Origin of the sequence: Marinobacter litoralis (assembly GCF_003336705.1) — a bacterium.
In the GTDB taxonomy this organism is placed as follows: Bacteria; Pseudomonadota; Gammaproteobacteria; order Pseudomonadales; family Oleiphilaceae; genus Marinobacter; species Marinobacter litoralis.
In genome coordinates this window covers 671,952-696,426 of record NZ_QMDL01000001.1, presented here as the reverse complement: position 1 = coordinate 696,426, position 24,475 = coordinate 671,952, and the positions used below count along the sequence as shown (strand labels likewise).

General features: G+C 53.8%; 25 protein-coding genes. 7 read left to right on the top strand and 18 right to left on the bottom strand.

The annotated features are described in order from the left end of the window. Window positions 1–122: 122 nt before the first annotated feature. The 12 genes from putP to DOQ08_RS03165 all read right to left on the bottom strand — a co-directional run bounded on the left by putP (window position 123) and on the right by DOQ08_RS03165 (window position 10,606). Entirely contained in the window at window positions 123–1,613 is a 1,491-nt protein-coding gene (gene putP / locus DOQ08_RS03220; protein WP_114333449.1) for a sodium/proline symporter PutP, read from the bottom strand. A gap of 302 nt (window positions 1,614–1,915) precedes the next feature. Beyond that, window positions 1,916–2,695, bottom strand: a complete 780-nt coding sequence (locus DOQ08_RS03215) for a helix-turn-helix transcriptional regulator (RefSeq protein WP_114333448.1) — start codon at window positions 2,693–2,695, stop codon at window positions 1,916–1,918. A 4-nt stretch (window positions 2,696–2,699) separates the two neighbouring features. After that, window positions 2,700–3,344 carry a dTMP kinase gene (gene tmk / locus DOQ08_RS03210; RefSeq protein WP_114333447.1) on the bottom strand — a complete coding sequence of 215 codons (645 nt, stop codon included), beginning with the start codon at window positions 3,342–3,344 and terminating at the stop codon, window positions 2,700–2,702. Then, complete coding sequence (gene mltG, locus DOQ08_RS03205) at window positions 3,344–4,414, bottom strand: endolytic transglycosylase MltG (protein ID WP_114333446.1); 1,071 nt, start codon at window positions 4,412–4,414, stop codon at window positions 3,344–3,346. Before mltG ends, tmk begins: the two co-directional genes overlap by 1 nt. Continuing rightward, window positions 4,414–5,232 carry an aminodeoxychorismate lyase gene (pabC, locus tag DOQ08_RS03200; protein ID WP_114333445.1) on the bottom strand — a complete coding sequence of 273 codons (819 nt, stop codon included), beginning with the start codon at window positions 5,230–5,232 and terminating at the stop codon, window positions 4,414–4,416. The genes mltG and pabC overlap by 1 nt, the downstream gene beginning before the upstream one ends. 7 nt (window positions 5,233–5,239) lie before the next feature. Next, entirely contained in the window at window positions 5,240–6,487 is a 1,248-nt protein-coding gene (fabF, locus tag DOQ08_RS03195) for a beta-ketoacyl-ACP synthase II (protein ID WP_114333444.1), read from the bottom strand. A gap of 126 nt (window positions 6,488–6,613) precedes the next feature. Then, the gene (gene acpP, locus DOQ08_RS03190) at window positions 6,614–6,847 is read right to left on the bottom strand and encodes an acyl carrier protein (RefSeq protein WP_114333443.1); all 234 of its coding nucleotides are present in this window, start codon (window positions 6,845–6,847) and stop codon (window positions 6,614–6,616) included. Window positions 6,848–6,980: 133 nt separating this feature from the next. Then, window positions 6,981–7,724, bottom strand: coding sequence for a 3-oxoacyl-ACP reductase FabG (fabG, locus tag DOQ08_RS03185; RefSeq protein WP_114333442.1), 744 nt, complete (start codon window positions 7,722–7,724; stop codon window positions 6,981–6,983). A gap of 15 nt (window positions 7,725–7,739) precedes the next feature. After that, the gene (gene fabD / locus DOQ08_RS03180) at window positions 7,740–8,678 is read right to left on the bottom strand and encodes an ACP S-malonyltransferase (RefSeq protein WP_114333441.1); all 939 of its coding nucleotides are present in this window, start codon (window positions 8,676–8,678) and stop codon (window positions 7,740–7,742) included. Window positions 8,679–8,790: 112 nt separating this feature from the next. After that, window positions 8,791–9,795: a phosphate acyltransferase PlsX gene (gene plsX / locus DOQ08_RS03175; protein ID WP_206074764.1), complete on the bottom strand. Its 1,005-nt coding sequence runs from the start codon at window positions 9,793–9,795 to the stop codon at window positions 8,791–8,793. Between the two features lie 43 nt (window positions 9,796–9,838). After that, on the bottom strand, window positions 9,839–10,018 hold the full coding sequence (gene rpmF / locus DOQ08_RS03170; protein ID WP_114333439.1) for a 50S ribosomal protein L32: 180 nt from the start codon (window positions 10,016–10,018) through the stop codon (window positions 9,839–9,841). A 30-nt stretch (window positions 10,019–10,048) separates the two neighbouring features. Next, window positions 10,049–10,606 carry a YceD family protein gene (locus DOQ08_RS03165; protein WP_114333438.1) on the bottom strand — a complete coding sequence of 186 codons (558 nt, stop codon included), beginning with the start codon at window positions 10,604–10,606 and terminating at the stop codon, window positions 10,049–10,051. Window positions 10,607–10,743: 137 nt separating this feature from the next. On the opposite strand from DOQ08_RS03165, the gene DOQ08_RS03160 reads away from it, so the two are divergent. After that, the gene (locus tag DOQ08_RS03160; protein WP_114333437.1) at window positions 10,744–11,337 is read left to right on the top strand and encodes a Maf family protein; all 594 of its coding nucleotides are present in this window, start codon (window positions 10,744–10,746) and stop codon (window positions 11,335–11,337) included. Window positions 11,338–11,356: 19 nt separating this feature from the next. Here DOQ08_RS03160 and DOQ08_RS03155 read toward each other — a convergent pair whose 3' ends face one another. From DOQ08_RS03155 to rluC, 3 genes are all read right to left on the bottom strand, one after another. Then, window positions 11,357–12,301, bottom strand: a complete 945-nt coding sequence (locus DOQ08_RS03155) for a S49 family peptidase (protein ID WP_227537512.1) — start codon at window positions 12,299–12,301, stop codon at window positions 11,357–11,359. A gap of 92 nt (window positions 12,302–12,393) precedes the next feature. Further along, window positions 12,394–13,041, bottom strand: coding sequence for an HAD family hydrolase (locus tag DOQ08_RS03150; RefSeq protein WP_114333435.1), 648 nt, complete (start codon window positions 13,039–13,041; stop codon window positions 12,394–12,396). Then, window positions 13,038–14,105 carry a 23S rRNA pseudouridine(955/2504/2580) synthase RluC gene (gene rluC, locus DOQ08_RS03145; RefSeq protein ID WP_114333434.1) on the bottom strand — a complete coding sequence of 356 codons (1,068 nt, stop codon included), beginning with the start codon at window positions 14,103–14,105 and terminating at the stop codon, window positions 13,038–13,040. The genes DOQ08_RS03150 and rluC overlap by 4 nt, the downstream gene beginning before the upstream one ends. A gap of 605 nt (window positions 14,106–14,710) precedes the next feature. Between rluC and rne the strand changes: the two genes are divergently transcribed. Next, window positions 14,711–17,656 carry a ribonuclease E gene (rne, locus tag DOQ08_RS03140; protein WP_114333433.1) on the top strand — a complete coding sequence of 982 codons (2,946 nt, stop codon included), beginning with the start codon at window positions 14,711–14,713 and terminating at the stop codon, window positions 17,654–17,656. A 2-nt stretch (window positions 17,657–17,658) separates the two neighbouring features. Continuing rightward, on the top strand, window positions 17,659–18,201 hold the full coding sequence (locus DOQ08_RS03135) for a YecA/YgfB family protein (protein ID WP_114333432.1): 543 nt from the start codon (window positions 17,659–17,661) through the stop codon (window positions 18,199–18,201). 1 nt (window position 18,202) lies between these two features. Here DOQ08_RS03135 and DOQ08_RS03130 read toward each other — a convergent pair whose 3' ends face one another. Further along, entirely contained in the window at window positions 18,203–19,069 is an 867-nt protein-coding gene (locus tag DOQ08_RS03130; protein ID WP_114333431.1) for a PHP domain-containing protein, read from the bottom strand. Window positions 19,070–19,156: 87 nt separating this feature from the next. Between DOQ08_RS03130 and DOQ08_RS03125 the strand changes: the two genes are divergently transcribed. From DOQ08_RS03125 to DOQ08_RS03115, 3 genes are all read left to right on the top strand, one after another. Next, complete coding sequence (locus tag DOQ08_RS03125) at window positions 19,157–19,456, top strand: YciI family protein (RefSeq protein WP_114333430.1); 300 nt, start codon at window positions 19,157–19,159, stop codon at window positions 19,454–19,456. A 141-nt stretch (window positions 19,457–19,597) separates the two neighbouring features. After that, on the top strand, window positions 19,598–20,266 hold the full coding sequence (locus DOQ08_RS03120) for a TIGR04211 family SH3 domain-containing protein (RefSeq protein ID WP_114333429.1): 669 nt from the start codon (window positions 19,598–19,600) through the stop codon (window positions 20,264–20,266). Between the two features lie 2 nt (window positions 20,267–20,268). Beyond that, window positions 20,269–20,556, top strand: coding sequence for a PilZ domain-containing protein (locus tag DOQ08_RS03115; protein WP_114333428.1), 288 nt, complete (start codon window positions 20,269–20,271; stop codon window positions 20,554–20,556). Between the two features lie 69 nt (window positions 20,557–20,625). Here DOQ08_RS03115 and rraA read toward each other — a convergent pair whose 3' ends face one another. Both rraA and ppsA read right to left on the bottom strand, forming a co-directional pair. Further along, window positions 20,626–21,105 carry a ribonuclease E activity regulator RraA gene (rraA, locus tag DOQ08_RS03110; RefSeq protein ID WP_114333427.1) on the bottom strand — a complete coding sequence of 160 codons (480 nt, stop codon included), beginning with the start codon at window positions 21,103–21,105 and terminating at the stop codon, window positions 20,626–20,628. A gap of 28 nt (window positions 21,106–21,133) precedes the next feature. Next, complete coding sequence (gene ppsA, locus DOQ08_RS03105; RefSeq protein WP_114333426.1) at window positions 21,134–23,506, bottom strand: phosphoenolpyruvate synthase; 2,373 nt, start codon at window positions 23,504–23,506, stop codon at window positions 21,134–21,136. Between the two features lie 114 nt (window positions 23,507–23,620). On the opposite strand from ppsA, the gene ppsR reads away from it, so the two are divergent. Continuing rightward, window positions 23,621–24,436: a posphoenolpyruvate synthetase regulatory kinase/phosphorylase PpsR gene (gene ppsR, locus DOQ08_RS03100; RefSeq protein WP_114333425.1), complete on the top strand. Its 816-nt coding sequence runs from the start codon at window positions 23,621–23,623 to the stop codon at window positions 24,434–24,436. The last annotated feature ends 39 nt before the right edge of the window (window positions 24,437–24,475 follow it).

Genomic DNA, 24,475 nt, shown 5'->3' with positions numbered 1-24,475 from the left:
GTTCCTTGGTACGTGTGTCCCGGCCCAATTACGAACACAAACAACGATTAGCTATTTCAGGTACAAAAAAAGGGCTCCCGCAGGAGCCCTTTCATCGTTTAGTACGCTCTAACCGATACCCATTACCGGCTGATGTGCTGATACTCTCCAGCATCGGACGTAGCCAGACTCACCACAATGATGGCGATGAAGGCAGCGACGAAGCCAGGGATGATCTCGTAAACGCCCGGACCACCCATGAAGCTGCCATTCCAGCCCAGAGAGATCCAAACCATAACGGTCACAGCGCCTACTACCATGCCTGCGATAGCACCAGCACCGTTCGTGCGGGACCACATCAGAGACAGCAGAATCAGCGGACCGAAGGCGGCACCAAAGCCTGCCCAAGCGTTACTGACCAGCGCCAGAACCTGTGAGTCAGGATCAGAGGCGATCACCGCGGCAACCAGACCAACAGCCACAACACAGGCACGACCCACGTTCACACACTCACGGTCCGTGGCTTCTTTGCGCAGGAACAAGCGGTAGAAGTCCTCAGTCAAAGAAGAAGACGACACCAACAACTGACTGGAGATGGTACTCATAACCGCCGCCAGCAGCGCTGCGTACAAGAAACCAGTAATCAGCGGGTGGAACAGCATGTCAGACAGGATGATGAAGATCGTTTCGGGGTCGGCAATGTCCAAGCCGTTACGAACCGCGTAAGCGCGACCGAACACACCCAGAGATACCGCACCAATCAGGGAAATACCCATCCAACCCATACCAATGTTACGGGCGGTCGGTACGTCTTTCAGGGAACGGATCGCCATGAAACGAACAATGATGTGCGGCTGACCGAAGTAACCAAGACCCCAAGTTACTGCCGACAACCAACCAACAAACGTCAGCCCTTCTGTCCAAGACAGCAATGTCGGATCGACCTCGTTAAGAGTCTGTGCAGCCTGGGCGTAACCGCCGCCACCTTCACCGAACAGCACAACAGCTGGCATGATGACCAAGGCGAGCATCATGATGCAGCCCTGAACAAAGTCGGTCATGCTCACCGCCAGGAAGCCGCCTACAACGGTATAGGCCAAAACCACACCTAGAGTGATCACGATACCTACTGCGTAATCGCTAAGACCACCGAAGTTGAAGATGCCAGCAAAGGCACTTTCAAACAATTTACCACCGGCCACCAAGCCAGAAGCGGTGTACACCGCGAAGAACACAACGATAACGATTGCCGACACGGTTCTTAGCGACAAAGCCTGCGTTGGGAAACGGTTGGCTAGGAAAGACGGGATAGTAATGGCATTACCATAGTGAACCGTTTGTTCACGGAGGCGAGGCGCTACCAGCACCCAGTTGAAAAACGCACCCACGAACAAGCCGATACCGATCCACGCCGATGCCAAACCAGATACATACAACGCGCCTGGCAGGCCCAGCAGCAACCATCCACTCATATCAGACGCACCGGCCGACAGGGCCGCTACTTTCGGGCTAAGGGCTCGCCCGCCCAACATGTAGTCTTCCGACGAAGACGTAGACGTACGCATTGCATAAATGCCGATGGCAATCATGAGCGCAAAGTAAGCAAAAAGACTGATCCAAACACCAATAGCCATAAGGCTCCTCCGGTTTAATGAGTCGGATTAGATCCGCTCTCTAAGCGCAGCTGTGGCGCTCAGGCCAGCCCACCGCGCTGTTATTCTTGTTTAGCCGAATTCCATCCTCGTTGGAGCGAAGCGCACCTCGCACAGATACTCCTTCAATATAGTTAAACTTCAGTATTTTGCGACTGAAATCAACAACAAGTCGGCAATACGGGACTTCAGACGACACAAGTTAGTATTACTACCCACTCAAGGCTTACGAAATCCTACGATTTTTTTGCACAATCCAACGGTACTGCTGATTTTTGCTGGAATTATGCGACATATTCGCCAATCTGGAGCCGAGAGGGTGTTGTTCCTTTGTATTTGCGTAACGCATTGGTGAGAGCGCTTTGGGAGGAGAATCCAGTTCGGTAACTGATTTCAGAGACCGAAAGCTGGCTACTGGAGAGCAGACTGGCAGCCTGCTCCAGGCGGGTTTGTAACAAAAACTGATGCGGAGTAATCCCGGCTACTTCCCGGAAAATTTCGTGGAACCGGCTAACACTTAAACAGGCTTCACCGGCAAGATCCTTTACGGAGATTTTCCGGTGCAGGTTCTCAAGAATAAAACGACGGGTTGATTCCGGGCTAACGCTGTGACGGGCTGGTTTGACCGAAGCTCCATCAATAACCCGATCTGCCATGCTATACAGAATGCTCGCAGCCAAATGGCGGTGCAGGGGCTCGTTACCCGGCGCACGATCAAATTCACCGGCTGCAAACTGGACCAAGCCCTGCAATCGATGATCCATCTGAACCGTGCAAGGTTTATCAAACATTCGAGCCAACAACTCGTATTCTCTATGAGCCGAGGATGCAAGCGCCGGACTCTGAGGGTCGAGGTTGATCACCAACACATGGTTTGTCTGATCGCCGCAGTAATCGTGCTCAATCTCTGTAGGCACCAGACACGCTTTCCAAGTATCGAGATACGCCCCTAGCCCATCCACACACAACTCGGCAGCACCACGAACACCAACAACAACCTGGTGGTGCTCGTGATGATGTTGCTGGGCGTTCGCCGGGAGTTTTACGATCCTTGCATCAAGCATTGCCTTAACCCACCAACTGAGGCGCTTTGGCCAGAGCGGTCAGCAAAGCCGCCACACTTGCAGAAACTTGTTCTAGCGGCAACGCAGCATTCACTATATGGTATTGCCCCGGAGCGGCCGTCGCGCGCTCAAGATAGCTTTCGCGAATACGCTGGAAAAAATCGACATCTTCCTGCTCGAAACGATCAAGTTCTCCGCGTTTTTTGGCGCGCGCCATTCCGGTTTCAACAGGCGCATCCAACAAAATAACGTGATCAGGGCGCACATCACCCTGAACCAAGGTTTCAAGCACCGAAATGCGTTCCTTCGAAACGCCACGCCCACCACCTTGATACGCGAAGGTTGCGTCGGTAAACCGGTCACACAGCACCCACTTACCAGCATCTAAGGCGGGGAGTATATGCGTATGCAGGTGTTGAGCCCGGGCTGCAAACATCAACAGCAACTCCGTCATTTCATGGACTGATTCTTCCCGGGGAGCAAGCAGAAGTTCACGAATGTTTTCCGCCATCGGCGTACCGCCCGGTTCCCGAGTCACAAGACAATCGATACCCAACGATTCCAGAGTCGCCGCGGCATTTTTCATTTGGGTAGACTTACCCACGCCTTCGGTTCCTTCAAAGGTAATAAAACGGCCTCGAGCTGCCATCAGTTGTCTCCGCCGTTGTTGGTCTTGGCATCCGGAACCGGATAAGACCGATACCCTTCTTTCCGGTTTAACTGAAAAGCCCGGACTGCCTTCTGGTGTTCCGCCAGAGTTTTCGAGAATTTGTGGCTGCCGTCACCCCGGGCAACAAAGTACAGCGCATCACCATCATCCGGGTGCAAGGCTGCATGAATAGAATCCCGCCCCGGAAGTGCGATCGGCGTGGGCGGCAGGCCATCAATGCGATAGGTGTTGTACGGTGTGTGCGTACGCAGATCGCGCCGACGAATTCGACCGTCGTACTTATCCCCCATGCCATAGATCACGGTAGGGTCTGTCTGAAGGCGCATGCCCTTCTGCAATCGCCGAACAAAAACACCTGCAACCTGCTCGCGCTCATAAGGAGCACCCGTCTCGCGCTCCACGATGGAGGCCATAATCAAGGCTTCATACGGCGTGTCGTAGGGTAGGTTTTTGGCTCGGCCGACCCATTCCTGCTCCAGTAAACCAGTCATGCGGTTATATGCCCGTTTCAGAATGTCCAAATCTGTTTCGCTGCTGCTGAACATGTAGGTATCCGGGAAAAACCAGCCTTCAGGGTGCTGCCCCTCGGCTCCGACGGCTTCCATGATCTTTTGATCTGTCCAGTCTGTCGTTACTTTTGTCAGATTGTCGGATTTTGCCAGCGCGTTACGCAGGTCCGAAAATGTCCAGCCCTCGATAAATTGCACCGCCCATAGCTTAACCTTGCCTTCAACCATCGAATCAACGATTTCCAGCGGTGTCATCTCGGGTGTCAGTTCATAATCCCCGGCCTTGATGCGGGTCAGCTCCGGCTTCAAACGCCCATACAACCGCAACCAAAGTGAATCGGAAACCAATCCTTGCCTGGCAAACTCGTGCGCCAGGCCATTGAACGAGGTTCCATGCTCAACACTGAACAAGACTGGCTCTTCGAGTGCCACCGGCCGTTTCAACGTTTCTAAGCCCTGCCAAACCCAAAGCCCTGCAGCCGCCGCTGCAATCACGCCCAGAGCAAAAACTGAAACAATTAACTTCCTGAACACACGCATTATTCCGTTTTGGGAGTTGAGCCGCAGATTGTCGCAAGCCGGCCGGTAACAGGCAAATCCTGTCCAGCCAATGTCCGCACAGAAACCACACCTAGCACACTGTTGGTCAAATAAACGCCACGACAACTGGATGCGAGCATATCATCCAGCAAGATAGGCGCCTCGTGAACCTCCTCGGCGTTTGCTCGAAGCCGCTCGATAACATACCTGCGCATCACGCCCCTAACCGCCACGGAATCAGGCGACGGCGTACGCCAACCGTCATCCGTTTCAATAAAGAGGTTAGTGCGTGTGCCCTCAACAATATGGCCCGCAGGGTTTGCCATCAGTACCTCAAACAAACCATCCTGGAGCTCTGAGGCAGCCATTACCTGCTCAATCCGGTTCAACGATTTAATACCGGCTAACAATGGGTTTACAGTGAGTGGAACACGAGAGAAATCGACCGCTACACCGCTGGCAGGCGCCAATGGAGGCATAGCGGCATGAGAAACCAGGAGGTTGGGCTTCATGTTTGGTGACGGACGGTACCCTCGCCCCCCTGAGCCCCGAGTGAGCGTGAGTTTAAGGATCCAGGAATCGACAGAATAATGAACGGAATACCGCTCTACCGCCTGATGAAATATATGCTCAAGCTCTGAACGGTTAACAGGAATGTGCAGGCGTGCCGCATCCCGGGTCATCCTGTCCAAATGATAGGCCTTCAAATGGGCGCTGCCACCATCAACACGGATGGTTTCAAACAGCCCGTCGCCATAGGCCAGCCCCCGGTCACCGGGCGGAAAACGACCGTCTTCCGCCCAATATAGTGCGATCACAACGGGCTCAGCCCTCGAATCGGCTGAAAATCAGCGTACCGTTGGTACCACCGAAGCCGAACGAGTTGGACAAAGCCACTTTAATATCCGCCTTTCGACTGGTGTGAGGCACAAAATCCAGATCACACCCTTCAGCCGGGTTATCCAGATTAATGGTGGGCGGCAAAATACCTTCTCGAACCGCCAGAACCGAGAATATCGCCTCCACTGCACCCGCAGCACCTAAAAGGTGCCCCGTCATCGACTTTGTACTGCTCATTGCCAGCGTTTTGGCATGCTCACCAAACACCGATTTAACCGCAGCCACTTCGGCCACATCCCCGGCTTGGGTAGACGTGCCGTGGGCGTTGATATAATCCACCTGATCCACCGACAACCCGGCATCTCGCACCGCATTAGCCATTGAACGTGCGGCCCCTTCACCATCTTCTGGGGGGGACGTAATGTGGTGCGCATCGTCACTCATGCCGAACCCGACTACCTCGCCATAAATGGTCGCGCCGCGAGCTTGCGCGTGCTCAAGAGCCTCCAGCACAAGCACGCCGGCGCCGTCACTCAACACGAAACCATCACGCTCTTTGTCCCAGGGACGACTGGCCTTCTCTGGCTCATCGTTACGTGTCGACAAGGCGCGTGCAGACGAGAAAGCTGCAACCGCTGAACGTGTGGTTGCCATCTCGGAACCGCCCGCCAACATAACATCCGCATCACCGTAAGCAATGGTTCGCGCTGCGTAACCAATGTTGTGGGTACCGGTGGTGCAGGCAGTAACAATCGCAATGTTAGGCCCTTTGTACCCAAAGCGGATGGCAGCATTGCCCGAAATCATATTGATGACCGATGCCGGCACGAAGAATGGAGACACCTTGCGAGGCCCGGATTTCTCCATCTGAATAATGTTCTTCTCGATGTACTCCAAACCGCCAATACCGGAGCCAATTGCAATACCGACCCGTTCACGATCCAGCTTTTCGTACTGTTCTAACCCGCTGTCGTCTACTGCTTGCTGTGCCGCGATCAAGCCATAGTGGATAAACGCATCGAGTTTTCTCGCTTCCTTGCTGGACAACCAGGGCTCCATATCGAGATTTTTGACGGCACCGCCAATGCGTGTGTTGTAGTCGGTAGCATCAAAGCGATCTATCGCACCAATACCGCTCCGCCCGGCGCACACCGCATCCCATGAGGACGCTACATCGTTCCCCACCGGCGAAAGCATTCCCATGCCCGTGATAACAACCCGTCGTTTACTCATAACCTCATTCACCTGATCGTTCTTTCAAAAAATCCATCAACACTACGGATGTTTAGCCAATAAAAAAGCCGTCCTTCAATTTACAGAAAAGGACGGCTTTCGCCTGGCAATCTGATCAGCAGAGTATCAGGTATGCGCGACGATGTAGTCGATCGCGTTCTGAACCGTGCCCAGCTTTTCGGCTTCTTCATCGGGAATTTCAGTTTCGAATTCCTCTTCAAGGGCCATAACCAGCTCAACAGTGTCCAGTGAGTCAGCGCCAAGATCCTCTACAAAAGAAGATGTGTTCTGAACTTCGGACTCTTTAACGCCCAACTGTTCACATACGATCTTCTTAACGCGCTCTTCAACTGTACTCATAATGTCCTCACTTTAGTGTCAACCAAGCAACTCAATGATTGCCAGTTTAGTTTAAACCCTACCTGCAGACAAGCAGGGCAATCAGTTAAACATGTTGTACGACAAGGGGTTGCATTACTGCCCGACAAGGGCCTTACCCCATGTACATGCCGCCATTCACATGAATCGTTTCACCTGTAACGTAAGCAGCACCCTCAGATGCCAGGAAGGCCACAACGGAAGCAATCTCTTCCGGCTCTCCCAAACGCCCTGCAGGTATAATTTCCAGCATAGCGTTACGTTGCTTTTCGTCCAGTTTTTTAGTCATATCGGTATCAATAAACCCCGGAGCTACACAGTTCGCGGTAATTCCCCGGTTCGACATTTCCTTCGCCAAGCTGCGAGTGAAACCTTCAACGCCTGCTTTGGCCGCACAATAGTTGCCTTGGCCCGGATTCCCCATGCTGGCAACCACTGAACTGACGTTAATCACCCGACCCCAGCGCGCTTTAGCCATGCCTCTCAACACCGCCTTGCTGGTGCGGTAAACACTGGATAAGTTGGTTTCTAAAACCGCTGACCAGTCATCATCTTTCAAACGCATCAATAAATTATCACGAGTAATGCCCGCGTTATTGACCAAAATCAGCGGTGCGCCTGATTTCTCTGCAATTTTTTTCAAACCGGCATCAATGCTGTCCGGATCGGCTACATCCATTACAAGCCCGTAGCCATTATAACCGGCCGCTTTCAGCCCTTCCGAGATAGAGTCAGCGCCTTCAGCACTTGTTGCGGTACCAATAACTTCGGCACCCAAGCGCGCCAATTCGTGAGCAATGGCCTTACCAATGCCCCGGGTTGCCCCGGTAACCAGCGCTACCTTGCCTTCCAACGACATAACCTACTCCGTTTATCAGGATTGGCTCAGTGCTTCAATTGCACCCGCCATAGAATCAGGATCTTCAATACCATGCACTGGCAAGCCACGCTCAATACGCTTGACCAAGCCGGCCAAAACCTTACCTGAACCACACTCAACCGCTACTCCGACACCCTCGCTGGTCAGCGTACGGATTGAATCTGTCCAAAGCACCGGCGAGTAGAGCTGCTTCAGCAAGTTCGATTTCAATGTATCTGCGTCTGTCGCAACACCTGCATGAACATTCTGCACTACCGGGATGACAGCATCGTTAAAACGCACATCGTCCAAGGCATCCGCCAACTCTTCGGCTGCGCTCTTCATCAAAGCACAATGAGACGGCACACTGACCGGCAAAGGCATGGCTTTTCGAGCACCGCGGGCCTTACACGCTTCAATGGCTCGCTCTACCGCAGCCAAAGAACCGGCAATAACCACCTGCCCCGGCGCGTTAAAATTCACCGCAGCAACCACATCGCCTTGCGCAGACTCTTCACAGGCCGCAATCACTTCAGCATCATCCAGCCCAAGTATAGCGGCCATTTTGCCTTCGCCAGCGGGGACCGCCTCTTGCATAAGCTCGCCACGCAGCTGCACCAACTTAACAGCCTCAACAAAGTCGAGACTTTCTGCAGCCACCAAGGCGCTGTATTCACCCAAGCTGTGGCCCGCCACAAAGCTGGGCTGCGGACCACCGGATACCAACCACTGGCGCCACAGAGCAACGCTGGCCGTCAAAAGGACTGGCTGGGTAATCATTGTTTGATTAAGTTCGTCAGCCGGACCGTTCTGACATACGTGCCAGAGGTCATAGCCAAGAACATTCGAAGCATCACTAAAGGTTTCAGCGATCATCGGCCATGCTTCAGCAGCACCTGATAACATGCCAACCGACTGAGAACCTTGTCCGGGAAAAATAAACGCTGATTTCATAGGAGCGATCTTATCGTTATTGGGGATTGGAGGAGATTAGCCAATAGTACAAGCCAGGCCAATTATCCGCGATAAAGTAAGTTAATGTGGGCCGACTTTAGTCTCAAATGACCTAAAACAACAAGTCATCAAGCCGCTCATTAATCCTGCGGGGAACTTCGTGAGTCACTTCGCACACTGCCTGCCGTATCGCAGCCAACATAGCGCGCTCGTTGGCGTTTCCATGACTTTTTATAACGACACCTTGCAACCCTAAAAGGCTGGCACCGTTATGCCGGGAGGGGTCCATCAACTGCAACAATCGCCCCATTACCGGTCGAGCCAACAAACCCACCATGCGCCCGTAAACAGAGCGTGTAAATGCCTGCTCGAGCAACTCAATCAGCAACCCGGCAACACCTTCACCCGTTTTGAGCGCGATGTTGCCAACGAACCCGTCACAGACTACAACATCAGCCACGTTCCGAAACAGGTCGCTCCCTTCGACATACCCTATATAGTTCAAAGTGTCGGACTGGGCGAGCATGTGCGATGCCAGGCGAACCTGTTCGTTACCCTTGATCTCCTCTTCACCCACGTTGAGCAAGGCAACTCGGGGCTCCGCGAGCTCGGAGACGGCCGTTGCCATCAAGGAACCCATCAGCGCATATTGATAGAGGTTTTCAGCACTGGAATCGACATTGGCACCAAGGTCCAACACCAGACAACGGCCACGAAGAGAAGGAATAAGTTTGGCGATAGCAGGCCGTTCAATCCCGGGATACATACGGATCAAAGACCGCCCGAAAGCCATTAATGCACCGGTGTTTCCGGCACTTACACAGCCTTGAGCTTCGCCATCACGAACCAAGCCAAGGGCGATAGCCATAGAGGAATTGCGCTTATGGCGCAGAGCATGGGAGGGGCGCTCATTCATGCGCACCACATCCGCCGCCTCAACAATGCGGATTTTGGGATGCCCACCATGCAACAAGGCCTCGAGCTCGCTCCGGATACCTACCAGAACAAGACTCAAGGCCTCATTTTCACGCACTGCTTCCAGCGCAGCATGAACGACTACCTCGGCGCCACGATCACCGCTCATGGCATCGACGGCAATGGTGATTGGATTACTCACCGCTCGTCCATACGACACAGGTCAGAAGATATCGCGTCGAGTATTACTCGTCGCGCGCTTCAACAACCTGCTTGCCGCGGTAGAAACCATCCGGAGATACGTGGTGGCGACGATGAACTTCTCCAGTTGTTGCATCAGTAGACAGCGCGGAAGTTGGCAGCGCGTCGTGTGAACGGCGCATGCCGCGCTTGGAACGGGTCTTGCGACTCTTCTGTACAGCCATGGTTAAACTCCTGACCTATTTATGAAAACGTTAATGCTTAGTCGTCTTGAAACCCGCCAGCACGCTGAACGGATTATCATCTCTTTTCTTTGCCTCGGGCTCGACAGGAGCGTTTGACGGCTCCAGCGCTTCAAGGTCTTCTTTCGCCGGGCACTCATCCCTTTCATGAAGCGGGAACGGAGGCAACACCAGAAGAAGTTCATCTTCCACCATTGCCCACAAGTCCGCCGTAAAATCCTCACAAAGGAACGGCTCCAACGTTTTTGGCAACCGTTGAGCCTGTTCATCACTGCTGACCAGACCCAAATCAAAGCTCGACGTCAACGTGACCTGCATGTCGTTCATACAACGCTGACACACCAGAGTGACCGGAGCCGATAACTCTCCTGATACAACCCTCCGGCGCTCACCATCCTGATAAAAGGACAGTTTTGCGTGGCATTCGCGGCCTTCTTGCGAGCCACCTACCGCTTCCCCAAAACGAGCAAGACCCTCGAGCGGAATTACCCCCTCAAGTGTCGCTTTTTGTTCCGCCAGCCGGATGGGCTCAACAGATTTTGGAAGTTCGGCGTTCGGCGCTTTAGTCATAGGCGCGCAATTTTAGGGAGGAGACTGCCTGCTGTCAAAGACTTAATCGCTTTTATGGCAAGCCTTCCCGTTTAAGTAGGGGTATTCTACGATAATCCCGGCAATTCTCTCAATGAACACACAGCAATCAGGCCTTTATGAAACGCACTATTTTGCTTGCCTCATCATCACCTTATCGGAAACAACTTCTGGAACGCCTCGGCCTGCCCTTTGATTGCGCCAGTCCGGACATCGACGAAAGCCCCGAATCCGCAGAAAGTGCTGACGCACTCGCCGTGCGCTTGGCCACTCAAAAAGCACAAGCTCTAGCGGAGAACCACCCCGACACACTCATTATCGGATCCGACCAGGTAGCCACCCTGCCGGATGGAAGCTTACTGAATAAACCCGGCTCACACGAAAAAGCCGTAGAACAGCTAACACGCAGTAGCGGCCAGTGCGTAAAGTTCCACACCGGTCTGGCAGTGCTGGACACCCTAACGGGCGATTTAAAAACACATTGCGAGCTGTTCACAGTAAACTTTCGGAACCTCTCACAAGAAGAGATCGCCGGCTACCTTCTTAAAGAGAAGCCCTACGACTGTGCGGGCAGCTTCAAGATGGAAGGCTTGGGCATTACGCTATTCAGTAGCCTGGCAGGCCAAGACCCTAACAGCCTTATCGGCTTACCCCTCATTGCCCTCACCGCCCTACTCGGAGAATTCGGTGTAAACCCGCTCCTCGCCCGCTAAATAATCATTCAGCCACGGATTAGCGCAGCTCCAGCCGGGACTCCAGCAAATGTGCAGCCACACCTTCGCCAAACGACACCCCTAACTGCTCAACAAACTGTTGAAATGGCGAAGGCCCGCGGCTGTAGTCCACCAACTCTTCAGCGCCAACAACTTCCCGGGCCACCCAAGAACTGCTGCCCAAGCCATCTATCAAGCCCAACTCCAGCGCTTGCTCGCCACTCCAAACCAGACCACTGAACAACCTTTCATCGTTCGCCAGTCGGTCGCCACGCCCCTCTTTTACAGCAGCAATAAACTGTTTGTGCGTGTTCTCCAGCACGCTCTGCCAGAACTCTACGTCTTCTTCACGCTCCGGAGTGAACGGATCCAAAAACGCCTTATTTTCACCGGCGGTGTACAAACGGCGCTCCACACCCAACTTTTCCATCAACGCATTAAAACCGAACCCGCCAGCCACAACACCAATCGAACCCACCAGGCTCGCCCGGTTCGCGTAGATCTCGTCGGCCGCTGCCGCGATATAATAAGCACCTGACGCACCGACATCCGCAATCACTGCATACACTTTCTTATCGGGATATTCTTCCCGAAGGCGCTTGATCTCGTCGTACACATAGCCTGACTGCACAGGGCTACCGCCCGGGCTGTTTATCCGAATAACCACCGCTTTAGAGTTTTCTGCCTCAAATGCAGCGCGCAGCGAACCCACCAAATTATCAGCACTTGCCAGTTCATCCGCAGCGATAGGGCCATTCAGCTCAATCAACGCGGTGTGCTGCTCTGGCACCACTCCCATACCCTCACCAATTGGCGACCGGATCATCACAATCAGCGCAAACAAATAAACGAACGTGAGAAGCTTGAAAAATATACCCCAACGTCGGCTACGCCTTTTCTCCGCGTGAAGCGACATCACCAGCTTTTCAATCAACTTCCAGTCGCGGTTCGACTCAGGCGGCATTGCCGGCTTTCTGGAGCCAAAAATACCGCCCTTACCCGATTCCGAATCACTCATTAGCTATTCCTTAACTCGCAAACACCTAAAAACTCTCTTTACAGCCCAAGGACACGGCGCAAATCACCGACCGAGTTCACCACCGCATGAGGCTGGCAATCCAGCAGCACTTCTCTTGAATGAGCACCCCACTCCACACCAATAGCAGGCATACCTATACGTTTCGCCATTTCCAGATCGTAATGGGTATCACCAATCATCACTGCGTCTTCTGGCTGAAAACCGTAGAACTCGAGAATTTCCTCAAGCATTAACGGGTCTGGCTTCGAGCGGGTTTCATCGGCACATCGAGAAGTATCAAAGTGATGCCCCAGGCCACTGGTCGTAAGCGCCTGCGCAAGCCCCCGCCGGCTTTTTCCCGTTGCCACCGAACAGCCTCGGCCAGACGTGCGAATATCAGCAACCACATCCGCCATGCCATCGAACACATTCTGAGGCGTCGTTACTTTCTTGAAAAAATAACCTGCATAACCCTCGCGAATGCGCACAATCTCTTCATCGCTCACGCCGGGATACAACTTGTGAAGCGCCTCAATCATGCCCAGCCCAACGATATCCCGATAGGCTTCAAGCTCCAGATTCGGATACCCCAGCTCTATGGCAGCCTGCTGCAAGCTTTCGGCAATATGATCAACAGAATCGATCAGCGTTCCATCCCAATCAAATATCACTGCTTTTACGTTCATTTCTGCGAACCCTTACTGCGTCGAGTTAGTTGATCAATAAGTTTTCCGAAAGCCTTATCATACGGTGCTTCGAGGAACATAGACTCCTCGGTACCCGGCAATCGGAACTCCAGCGAACGTGCATGAAGCATCAAACGTTCACCACCTATCTTTCTGAAAGCCTTCAGGCTTGCATCATCCATGTACTTGTCATCACCCGCAATCGGATGCCCACCCCATGCACTATGAACACGGATCTGATGGGTACGCCCAGTCACCGGCGACGCTTCTACCAAGCTGTAGCCTTCGTAGTCTGCCAGGCTCTTATATAAGGTGAGCGACTCCTTACCCTCGGCACTCACCTTCACCCGACGCTCACCATTCGGCATCTCGTAGCGTAACAACGGCTCGGCAACGCGCGTTAGTTTTTTCGGCCAAGAACCGATAACAAGCGCGTGATAACGCTTTCGCATGCGCTTGTGACGCAACTCGTCCTGCAAGAACCGCAGCGCCGAACGCTTTTTGGCCACCATAACCAAACCGGATGTGTCACGATCAAGCCGGTGCACCAACTCAAGAAACTTTGCCTGCGGACGAGAAGAGCGCAGCACCTCAATCAACCCGAAGCTCAGACCACTACCACCGTGAACCGCAATGCCGGAAGGCTTATTGACCACCAGCATGTCGCTATTCTCGAAAACCACGGCAGCCTCAACCACATTCTGAACCCGGTCGCCCGGCTTCGGCTGCTCTGGCTTAGCCTGCTGAACAATAGGAGGAATACGAACAACATCCCCCTCTTTTACCCGAGTATCCGGCTTCACGCGCCCTTTATTAACTCGAACCTCGCCCTTCCGAACAATGCGGTAAACAATACTTTTGGGCACACCGCGAAGCCGGGCCAGAAGAAAATTATCAACTCGTTGCCCTGCCATGTCGGCATCAACTTCAACAAATTGAACACCCTTCTGCACCTGCCCGACTGGCTGCGCCACCGAGCCGGACGCATCACCACGACTTTCTGCAGAACGCTGCGCAGGTCGGGCTTTTTTGGGGTGTTTCCGGGAAGCCGGTTTCTGTGACATGAAATACCTTATACCGGCTTGCGCCGGGCGCTTGGATACAGGATTGTACAGCTGCGGGTTTGCTGTTATATTCCGACGTGCTCTGCCGTTTGTCTACGGCCTGAAGAATTTTGTTCAGAAGCCGGAGCGGCAGCAGTATACCGACACTGATTAATAGATTGAACGCCGAATACCCAATCATTACCGGGCCCGGCGTGAGACAAACTCCCGACGCACAGGGCAGACCATAGAGTGGCTGCTACCTCCTCGGGAGAAGAAAAAACCGACCGGGAAACCGTCGGACGGGAACATCACGAAGAATCACTGCCACGCAAAACCGGGCCGTCAGCTTACCAACACGACGTGAGACCTAGGAGTTTGTGTGAACCTGAAAACGGATACTATGCGTCAACAGACACTCACCCTATTCGATCTTTCTCTGCCGTCAGGCAGCCAAAGAATCAGCGGTGGTTTCAGACATACAGGGTCAAAACCCGTAAAGGTATGACTCGTCTGGCCGCCGGCCTGCCCTGCTAATTCAGGGCCCGCGGCACGCAAATCCCGATTCGCTGATGCGAACGTCTCCGGTTTCCTGTCTTAACAAACGACAGGAACTCACTTTTCCCATGAAAAGAATGCTGATTAATGCAACTCACCCTGAAGAGTTGCGCGTAGCACTGGTAGACGGCCAAAGACTGTTTGATCTGGACATCGAATCCAGCACCCGCGAACAGAAAAAAGCCAACATTTACAAAGGCAGAATCACTCGCGTAGAGCCCAGCCTTGAAGCGGCCTTCATCGACTTTGGCGCCGATCGCCACGGTTTCCTGCCCCTGAAAGAAATCTCCAAAGAATACTTCAAGAAATCACCCAGCCAGATCGAAGGCAAAATCAACATCAAAGACGTGCTTTCTGAAGGCCAGGAAGTCATCGTTCAGGTCGATAAAGAAGAGCGCGGCAACAAAGGCGCAGCGCTGACCACCTTTATTTCTCTGGCTGGTCGCTACCTGGTGCTGATGCCTAATAACCCGCGTGCGGGCGGCATCTCTCGCCGTATCGAAGGCGAAGATCGCGCTCAACTAAAAGAAGCGATGAACGGCGTACAGGTACCCAAGTCTATGGGCATCATTGTTCGTACCGCCGGCATCGGTCGCACCACCGAAGAACTGCAGTGGGACCTCGATTATCTGGTCCAGTTCTGGGAAGCCATCACCCAGGCCGCTGACGAGCGCAAGGCCCCCTTCCTGATCCACCAGGAAAGCAACCTGATCATCCGCGCCGTTCGCGATTACCTCCGTCAGGATATCGGCGAAGTATTGATTGATTCGGAAAGCGTTTACGAAGACGTGCTGAGCTTCGTTCGCGCCGTCATGCCAACGTTCGAAAACAAGATTAAACTGTACAAAGATGAAATCCCTTTGTTCAGTCGTTACCAGATCGAAGGTCAGATCGAGACCGCCTTCCAGCGCGAAGTAAAACTGCCTTCCGGTGGTTCTATTGTTATCGACCCGACCGAAGCCCTGGTTTCTATTGATATCAACTCGTCTCGGGCCACCAAAGGCCACGACATCGAAGAAACCGCCCTGCAGACTAACCTCGAAGCAGCTGAAGAAATCGCTCGCCAACTTCGCCTGCGCGACATGGGCGGCCTGATTGTCATCGACTTCATCGACATGACACCTGCCAAGCACCAGCGCGAAGTTGAGCAGAAGATGCGTGAGGCGCTGGAAATTGACCGCGCCCGCGTTCAGGTAGGCAAGATTTCCCGCTTTGGCTTGCTCGAAATGTCCCGTCAGCGCCTGCGCCCGTCACTCGGCGAAACCCGCAGTGAAGTTTGCCCGCGCTGCGAAGGCCAAGGCACCATCCGAGGCATCGAATCTCTGGCGCTGAGTATCATGCGCCTGATCTATGAAGAATCGTCCAAGGAAAAAACCGCAGAAGTCCGTGCCATCGTGCCGGTCTCTGTCGCCACCTTCCTGCTGAACGAAAAACGTAAGCAGCTGGCCGACATCGAAGCAGGCCAAGGCGTATCCATCGTTGTTGCACCTGTACCCAACATGGAAACCCCGCACTTCGAAATCATTCGTATGCGCCAGGACGAAACCGCGCCCGAGCACATTTCCAGCCATCAGGTGGCTCACGAATACAACGAACGTGAAGAAGAATCCGTTGTTGAAGTAACCAGCACCGAGAAGCCCGTCCGTGAGCAAGCGGCCGTAAAAGCCATTCGCCCCGCACCGGCCCCTACCGCTCAAGCGACAGCCAAAACCGAATCGACGGAAGCCGACGAGGGCTCTTTCCGCAAGCTGTGCAAGAAGATCGCCAGCTTCTTTAGCGGCGAGGCAGACACCACCTCCGGCAATAACAAAGCCGCGAAGAACACCAGCAACAATCGCCGCCCTCAGGCTCGCCCTGACCGTCAGGATCGCCGGAAGTCCCGGGTAGCTCGTGATGACCAGCGCGGTGGCAATCGCAATGGTAACGAGCGTCGCCAAAACAACCGCAACCGACCTAACCGCAATGACGACCAGAATCGCGGTGCTCAAGGTCGCCAGAACGCGCTAGAGAAGCCTTCCGAGAACAAGGGCAATGACAACCGTCGTGATGGCCGCAAAGACAACCAGAACCGTGGCCAGGGTCGCAACCGTCCGCAGCGTGATAGCAAAGATCAGAAGGATCTGAAGGACCCCAAGGACAACCGCGACAATCAGCCTAGCCAAAAGGCCCCGGCTAACGATAAAGCCGGTGATGACAAGCGCCGCAAACCTCGTCGTCAGCGAAACCGTGACGGCTCACCTGCGGAAGCACCGGCATCGACTCCAGCCGCCCGTAAAGCGGAACGTAGCGATAAACACCAAAAAGACACGCAGCCAGAAAAAGCCGTTGAAGAAAAACCATCTTCTACGCCACAGGCTGCTGTAGAAACCGCTACTCAAGCAAAAGAAGCTCCTGCACAATCGAAACAGTCCGCAGAGCAAGCTCCGAAAGCGGACGATCGCAAGCCTGCTGAGGCACCCAAGGCTGAAACAAAGCCCGCGACCAACGATCAAGAGGCTGCGCCAAAAGAAGAAGCCAAGGCATCTAAGGCGAACGAAGCAGACAAAGGCGACACCGAAAGCAAGCCAGAGAAGCGCAAGCCAGCCCCACGCCAGCGCAAGCCTCAGGCTGCTAAAGAAGCTAAAGCCGAGCCCGCCAGCGACCCTGTCGCCGAGAGCAAAGCAAAAGAAGCCAGCAAGCCCGCTGATGCTCCCGAAGTAGAGGCCAAGACTGCCCCGGAAGAAAAGCCAGCAGCGACGCCTGCAGCTGAGAAAGCTGAGAAAGCTGAGAAAGCTGAGAAAGCTGAGAAAGCTGAGAAGCCAGCCGAAGCTAACGAACAGCCAAAGGCAACTGTTAAGGCAGACCCGAAGCCTGAAGCTAAAGTTGAAGCCGAGCCTAAAGCGGAACCGGCCAAAACGGAAGCACCCAGCGCCATTGACGTGCCGGTAACGCCAGGTCGCGCTTACAACGATCCAAGAGAAGTCCGCAAGCGCCAGCGAGCGGCCGAAGCAGCCAAAAAGGCCGAGGATAATTGATTATGCTGACCAATTCCGACATCGAAGCATTGGAAGACATTCTGTTTGCAGAGCCTTGGGGCGATGAGGCCCTGGACTTCTTCGGCCTGCACGGAGCCGTCTGTGCCAGTGTGATCGGCCCGGTCAACCTGCAGGTGGAAGACATCTTCCGCCTGGCGACAGGCTCCGAGAGCCTGCCCGATGGCAAAGTGCCAGAAGTCTTCGCTCAGTGCGTTAGCAGTCTTACCCGCGACATGGCCCAATCTCTGGATATGGGTCATGCACTGGAACTGCCCGAACCCGAAGACGGCGACCCAATGAACGCCCTGGAAAACTGGTGCGCGGGCTTTGTGGAAACCTTCCTGGAAAACGAAGACAAGTGGATGGAAGAAGCCGCTGAAGAGGAAGTTGCAGACCTGATGGTGCCGATCCTGACACTGTCTGGCCTGTTTGAAGACGAAGACTTCCAGCGCGCCCGTGAAGATGAACAGGTTGCCAGCCGAATGGCAGAAGCCATTCCAGACTCACTGACCGACCTGTACCTGTTGTTCCACGCGCCGGAGTAATTTACCCGCGAACAGGTTCACGAAAATGATGCCAGACGGGCTCCAGCCCCTCTGGCATTTTTGTTATACGGCCAAGCTCACACCAAGCAGCCCCCGGAAAATGAAAATCACTGCCTTGTGAGGCCAGCAATCCTTCACGTCTGGCAAGCTCTGCTACAAAACCCAGGTCGCCACTTGATTGGCCAGAAATAGAAACCTCGATCGCACGCCCGCCCGCTTTACCAAAATCGCTCACTAATTCCCGCAACCGGGTTGCTGACAGCTTGTACTTGCGAGGGTGCGCTAAAACCGCAATGCCTCCCGCATCCCGAATCCACTGAATTACCTCACTCAGCTCCGGCCAGCAGGCCTTCACATCACCAGGCTTACCCGCACCAAGATGACGCTTAAAGGCATGAGCCACTTTGGGGACCACTTCAGCATCAACCAAAGCCTGAGCAAAATGCGGACGGCCCGGAACATCTCCCCCCGCCAACGCCGTTGCTTTCTCCAGCAGCGAATCCACTTTCAGGCGGGAAAGCTTGTCCGCAATAATGCGAGCACGCTGCCAACGGTTTTCATTCTGGATAGACAGAGCGTTCAGGAATACCGGACTGGTTTCGTCAAAATCGAGTCCAACGACATGAATGGTGTAAGTTCGCCATACACACGACAACTCCACACCATTAATCATCGTCAGTCCGCCCGCGGTGGCAGCTTCTTTCGCTTCGGGCAGCCCGGCGATCGTGTCGTGGTCAGTCAGAGCCAAATGGCTCACCCCCTTTTCAATAGCGCGGGCAACCAGCTCTGCCGGTGCGAGAGCTCCATCCGAGGCGGTGCTATGGCAATGCAGATCAATGCATGGTTTCGGGTCTTGAGGTATAGTCACAAGCATTCCTGATAATAATCTGGCTAACAGTGTATCAGCCTTGCGCTGCACGCCCTAACACTGGCCTCAACGACATTGGAGCACCCTATGTACTACGCGATCATGAGCGAAGACGTACCGAGCAGCCTGGCACTGCGCAAACAAGCACGCCCGGCCCACCTTGCCCGGCTGGAAGCGTTAAAAGCAGACGGTCGTCTACTGGTGGCCGGCCCGCATCCTGCCATCGACACCGAAGACCCCGGCGACTCCGGCTTTACCGGCAGCTTGGTGATTGCTGAATTCGACTCTCTGGAGTCTGCACAAGCCTGGGCTGATGCAGACCCGTACATTGAGGCCGGTGTTTACCAATCGGTCTCCGTAAAGCCGTACAAAGTTGTACTGCCTTAACCTCGCCAATACCGCTCAATATAAGCGGCAGCACACAGTATGAGCGGATTGTAACGCGGGACTGCTTGAATACAGGTCAAGCTGTGACAAAATTGCTGCCTTATATAATCTAACTATCGTCAGACTCAGGGAATGCAACCAGTGACACCGCTCCGCCTTGCTCTCAGCTTTCTTATTATCTTCAGCTCCATTTCCGTAGCTCAGGCGCGAACCGTATGGGTTGACGACCAACTTTACCTGCCCGTTCGATCCGGTGCCGGCACGCAATTTCGAATTATCGAAAACGCCGTGCCATCGGGCACACCTCTGGAACTGATCGAAACTCAGGAAGGTTACTCCAAAGTCCGTACACCCAAGGGCACGGTTGGCTGGGTTTCCTCCCAGTACATCAGCCAAACTCCGGTCGCTAAAGATCAGCTTGCACGCGCTACCCGCGAACTGGAAAAGGCCAAACAAGACGTAGCCAGCCTTCGTGAACAGCTCTCAGCCGTGACCGAAGAGCGTGACACGCTACAAAACACCGAAAACAACCTGTCCAGCCGGACCAAAAACCTGCAAGATGAGCTCACGAAGATAAAAAGCATTGCAGCCGACTCCATCAACCTGGAGCGTCGTAACCGAGAACTGCGGGAAGAAAACCAGAGATTACAGAACGATCTGGAGATACTAACCGCCGAAAACGAACGATTAGAAGCAGGCCGCGAATCTGATTTCATGCTCTTGGGGGCGGGATTGGTATTTGGTGGCGTATTACTGGCCTTGATCATTCCAATGCTCAAGCCAACTCGGAAAACCGATAATTGGGCCTAACCATGAAAGACTATTCGGAAAAGCGCGATTTCTACCGGATGCAGGTCAACAGTACGATCCAGATCACCGACAACAACGGTGAAACCATCACTGGAATCTGCCAAGACCTAAGCGCTGCAGGCATGCAACTTCAGGTAGACCGCCCTTTTCCGGTTGGCGCAGAACTGAAAACGGTGATGGAAGCCGCAGGGGATCAGTTTCCGCCTCTGGAAACCGTTGGAGAAGTGTTGCGCTGTGCGCCAGATGAAACCGGGTATATTTTGGGCATCAATATCCTGGAAGTCCGGTAAAATTCTTCGGCACAAAAAAACGGCGACCTGATTGGTCGCCGTTTTTGTATCCGCCGAGAAAACTCCGGATTACACCAGGGGCTTCTCGGATACGATGATGCCGTTGTTGTCGGCATAGACGTACTGGCCCGGATGGAAGGTCACGCCATGGAAGGTTACCGGGATATTCAGGTCACCAATATTGCGCTTCTCCGTTTTACGGGGCACCGTACCGAGCGCCTGAACGCCCAGCTTGGTTTGACCGATCTCATCCACATCGCGAATGCAGCCATAGATGATCAAACCGGCCCAGCCATTCTCGGCAGCTTTCTCGGCCAGCATGTCACCCAGCAGTGCGTTGCGCTTTGAAGCGCCGCCATCAACCACCATGACACGGCCGTTGCCTGGCAAACCCACCTGCTCTTTCACGACAGAGTTATCTTCGAAGCACTTCACGGTGACGATTTCACCGCCGAACTGACGAATACCACCGTAGTTATTGAAGCCAGGCTCTACCACCTGCACTTCCGGAAACTCATCACACAGATCCGGAGTAATAATATTGCTCACGCTTTCGTTCTCCTTTCCCGTTTTCAGTTCAGTCGATTTTTTCGTCAGCGAGGAAGAACCAGGTATCCAGAACGGAATCCGGATTCAAAGAAACCGTGTCGATACCCTCATCCATCAACCACTTGGCAAGATCCGGGTGATCGGACGGCCCCTGACCACAAATGCCAATATACTTACCCGACTTGCGGCAAGCCTGAATGGCGTTGGACAACAGTGCTTTAACCGCATCATTGCGCTCGTCAAACAGGTGGGCAATGATGCCGGAGTCCCGATCGAGCCCCAGAGTAAGCTGCGTCAAATCGTTGGAGCCGATAGAGAAGCCGTCAAAGTGCTCCAGGAACTGCTCAGCCAGGATCGCGTTTGCCGGCAACTCACACATCATGATCAGGCGAAGACCGTTCTCGCCGCGCTTCAGGCCGTTCTCAGCCAGCAAATTAACGACCTGTTCCGCTTCACCCACGGTCCGTACGAACGGAACCATCACTTCAACGTTGGTCAGCCCCATTTCGTCGCGTACTTTCTTGAGTGCACGGCACTCAAGCTCGAAACAATCACGGAAAGTTTCAGAGATGTAGCGAGACGCACCGCGGAAGCCCAGCATCGGGTTTTCTTCGTCTGGCTCGTACAAGGTGCCGCCAATCAGGTTGGCGTATTCATTCGATTTAAAGTCAGACAACCGAACGATCACTTTCTTCGGCGCAAACGCTGCGGCCAGGGTTGAGATACCTTCAACAAGCTTGTCGACATAGAAATCAACCGGCGAGCTGTAACCGGAAATACGCTTATCTACGGTCTGTTTGATATCACCCGGCAGGCCGTCGTAGTTCAACAGCGCCTTCGGGTGCACACCGATCATGCGGTTGATGATGAACTCCAGGCGCGCCAAACCAACCCCTTCGCTAGGCAGCGACTGAAAATCGAAAGCGCGGTCCGGGTTACCCACGTTCATCATAATCTTGAACGGAATATTGGGCATGGAATCCACGGTGTTTTCACGCAGTTCGAAGTCCAGAGCACCGTCGTAGATAAAGCCAGTATCCCCTTCCGCACAAGAAACTGTCACGTTCTGGCCGTCTTTCAGCTCTTCAGTCGCATCGCCACAACCCACCACCGCTGGAATACCCAGTTCGCGGGCAATAATCGCTGCGTGACAGGTACGGCCACCACGATCGGTAACGATAGCGGAAGCACGCTTCATGACGGGCTCCCAATCCGGGTCTGTCATATCGGTAACCAGAACATCACCGGGCTGAACGCGATCCATTTCGTTAATGCTGGTGATAATCTTCACCGGACCGCTGCCGATTTTGTGACCAATACTGCGGCCCTCGATCAAAACCTTACCGGTTTCTTTCAGCAGGTAACGCTCCATCACGTTGGCAGAAGCACGGCTCTTAACGGTTTCAGGTCGGGCCTGAACAATGTAAATCTTGCCGTCGTCGCCGTCTTTCGCCCATTCGATGTCCATCGGGCGCTGGTAGTGCTTCTCGATAATCATGGCCTGCTTGGCCAGCTCTTCTACTTCCGCATCGGTAATGGAGAAACGCGTACGCTCTTCCATATCTACCTTCACGGTTTCAACAAATTTACCTTCACTTGGGTCGGTGTGGTAAACCATCTTGATGGCTTTGCTACCCAAGTTACGGCGCAGCACTGAAGGACGGCCGGCAGCCAACGTGGGCTTGTGGACGTAAAACTCGTCAGGGTTAACCGCACCCTGAACCACGGTTTCACCCAAGCCGTAGGAAGACGTGATGAATACAACGTCACGGAAACCGGATTCGGTATCCAGCGTAAACATAACGCCACTGGATGCGGTTTCGCTACGCACCATTTTCTGGATACCGGCAGACAGAGCAACCAGCTTGTGATCAAAGCCGTGGTGAACCCGGTAAGAAATGGCGCGGTCATTAAACAAAGAGGCAAACACCTCTTTAACGGAAGTGCGTACCTGCTCGAGGCCGACCACGTTCAGGAAGGTTTCCTGCTGGCCTGCAAATGAAGCGTCCGGCAGATCTTCGGCCGTTGCGGAAGAGCGCACAGCTACGGCCATGGCGTCGTTTCCGGCGCGAAGTTTTTCGTAGGCTTCTTTCAAAGCCTTTTCAAGCGGTTCAGGGAAATCGGTATCAATAACCCATTGACGAATCTGCGAGCCAACCCGGGCCAACTCATTGACGTCATTAACATCCAGCGCATCCAGTGCCTGATCGATACGATCTTTCAGCCCGTCTGTCGCCAGAAACTCCCGGTATGCATGTGCTGTGGTGGCAAAACCGCCTGGGACGGTAACACCGGCATTGGCCAGATTACTGATCATTTCACCGAGGGACGCGTTTTTACCCCCAACACGGTCAACATCGGACATTCCTAGGTGGTCAAACCAGATAATGTAATCTTCCAAAGCGTGGTCTCCCTTGTATCTTGAGTGGCGCGGAGTCTCGAAACTGGCGAGTATAATACTGTAAGCTGCGGAAATTACCTAGGGAACCGCCTCAAAACCTGAGTGGATGAAACCATGAAAAGAACTGCTTTTTTTATCTCGGACGGCACCGGCCTGACCGCGGAAGCGCTGGGACACGCGCTCTTAGCCCAGTTTGAAAAGATTGAATTTGAACGCATTACCGTGCCGTATATCGACGATGAAGAAAAGGCCCGGGAAATGGCCACACGCATTAATACCGCCGCCGAAATCGATGGTGAACGCCCTTTGGTGTTCGACACCATCGTTAACAGCACCATTCGCGAGATCGTAAGCGGTGCCAATGGCTTTATGGTTGATATCTTTGGCACCTTTCTGAACCCGCTGGAACGAGAATTGAACTCGTCGTCCTCTTATTCCGTTGGTAAATCCCACGCCATCGATAACGTCAGTAGTTATGAGCGCCGGATTCACGCGGTCAACTTTGCACTGGATAATGACGACGGTGCCAGAACGCGGCACTACGATGAGGCCGACTTGATCCTGATTGGCGCATCCCGCAGCGGTAAAACACCGACCTGCCTGTATTTGGCACTGCAATACGGCATTAAAGCGGCAAACTACCCGATCACCGAGGAAGATCTGGACGATCAGAAAATGCCGGGCGCACTGCGTGCCCACAAGCAAAAACTGTTTGGTCTGACCATTCAGCCGGAACGGTTAGCCACCATCCGCAACGAGCGCCGGCCGAACTCCCGCTACTCCTCCATGCAGCAATGCATGCATGAAGTGGAGGAAATCGAACTGATGTACAAACGGGAGCGCATCCCCTATTTGAACACCACCGCGTATTCCGTTGAAGAAATTTCCACCCGGATCATGGTCTCGACCGGGCTCAAGCGCCACCGGTAAGTTCGGCCAATAAAAAAGGGTGGGTGACTCACGTCCCCC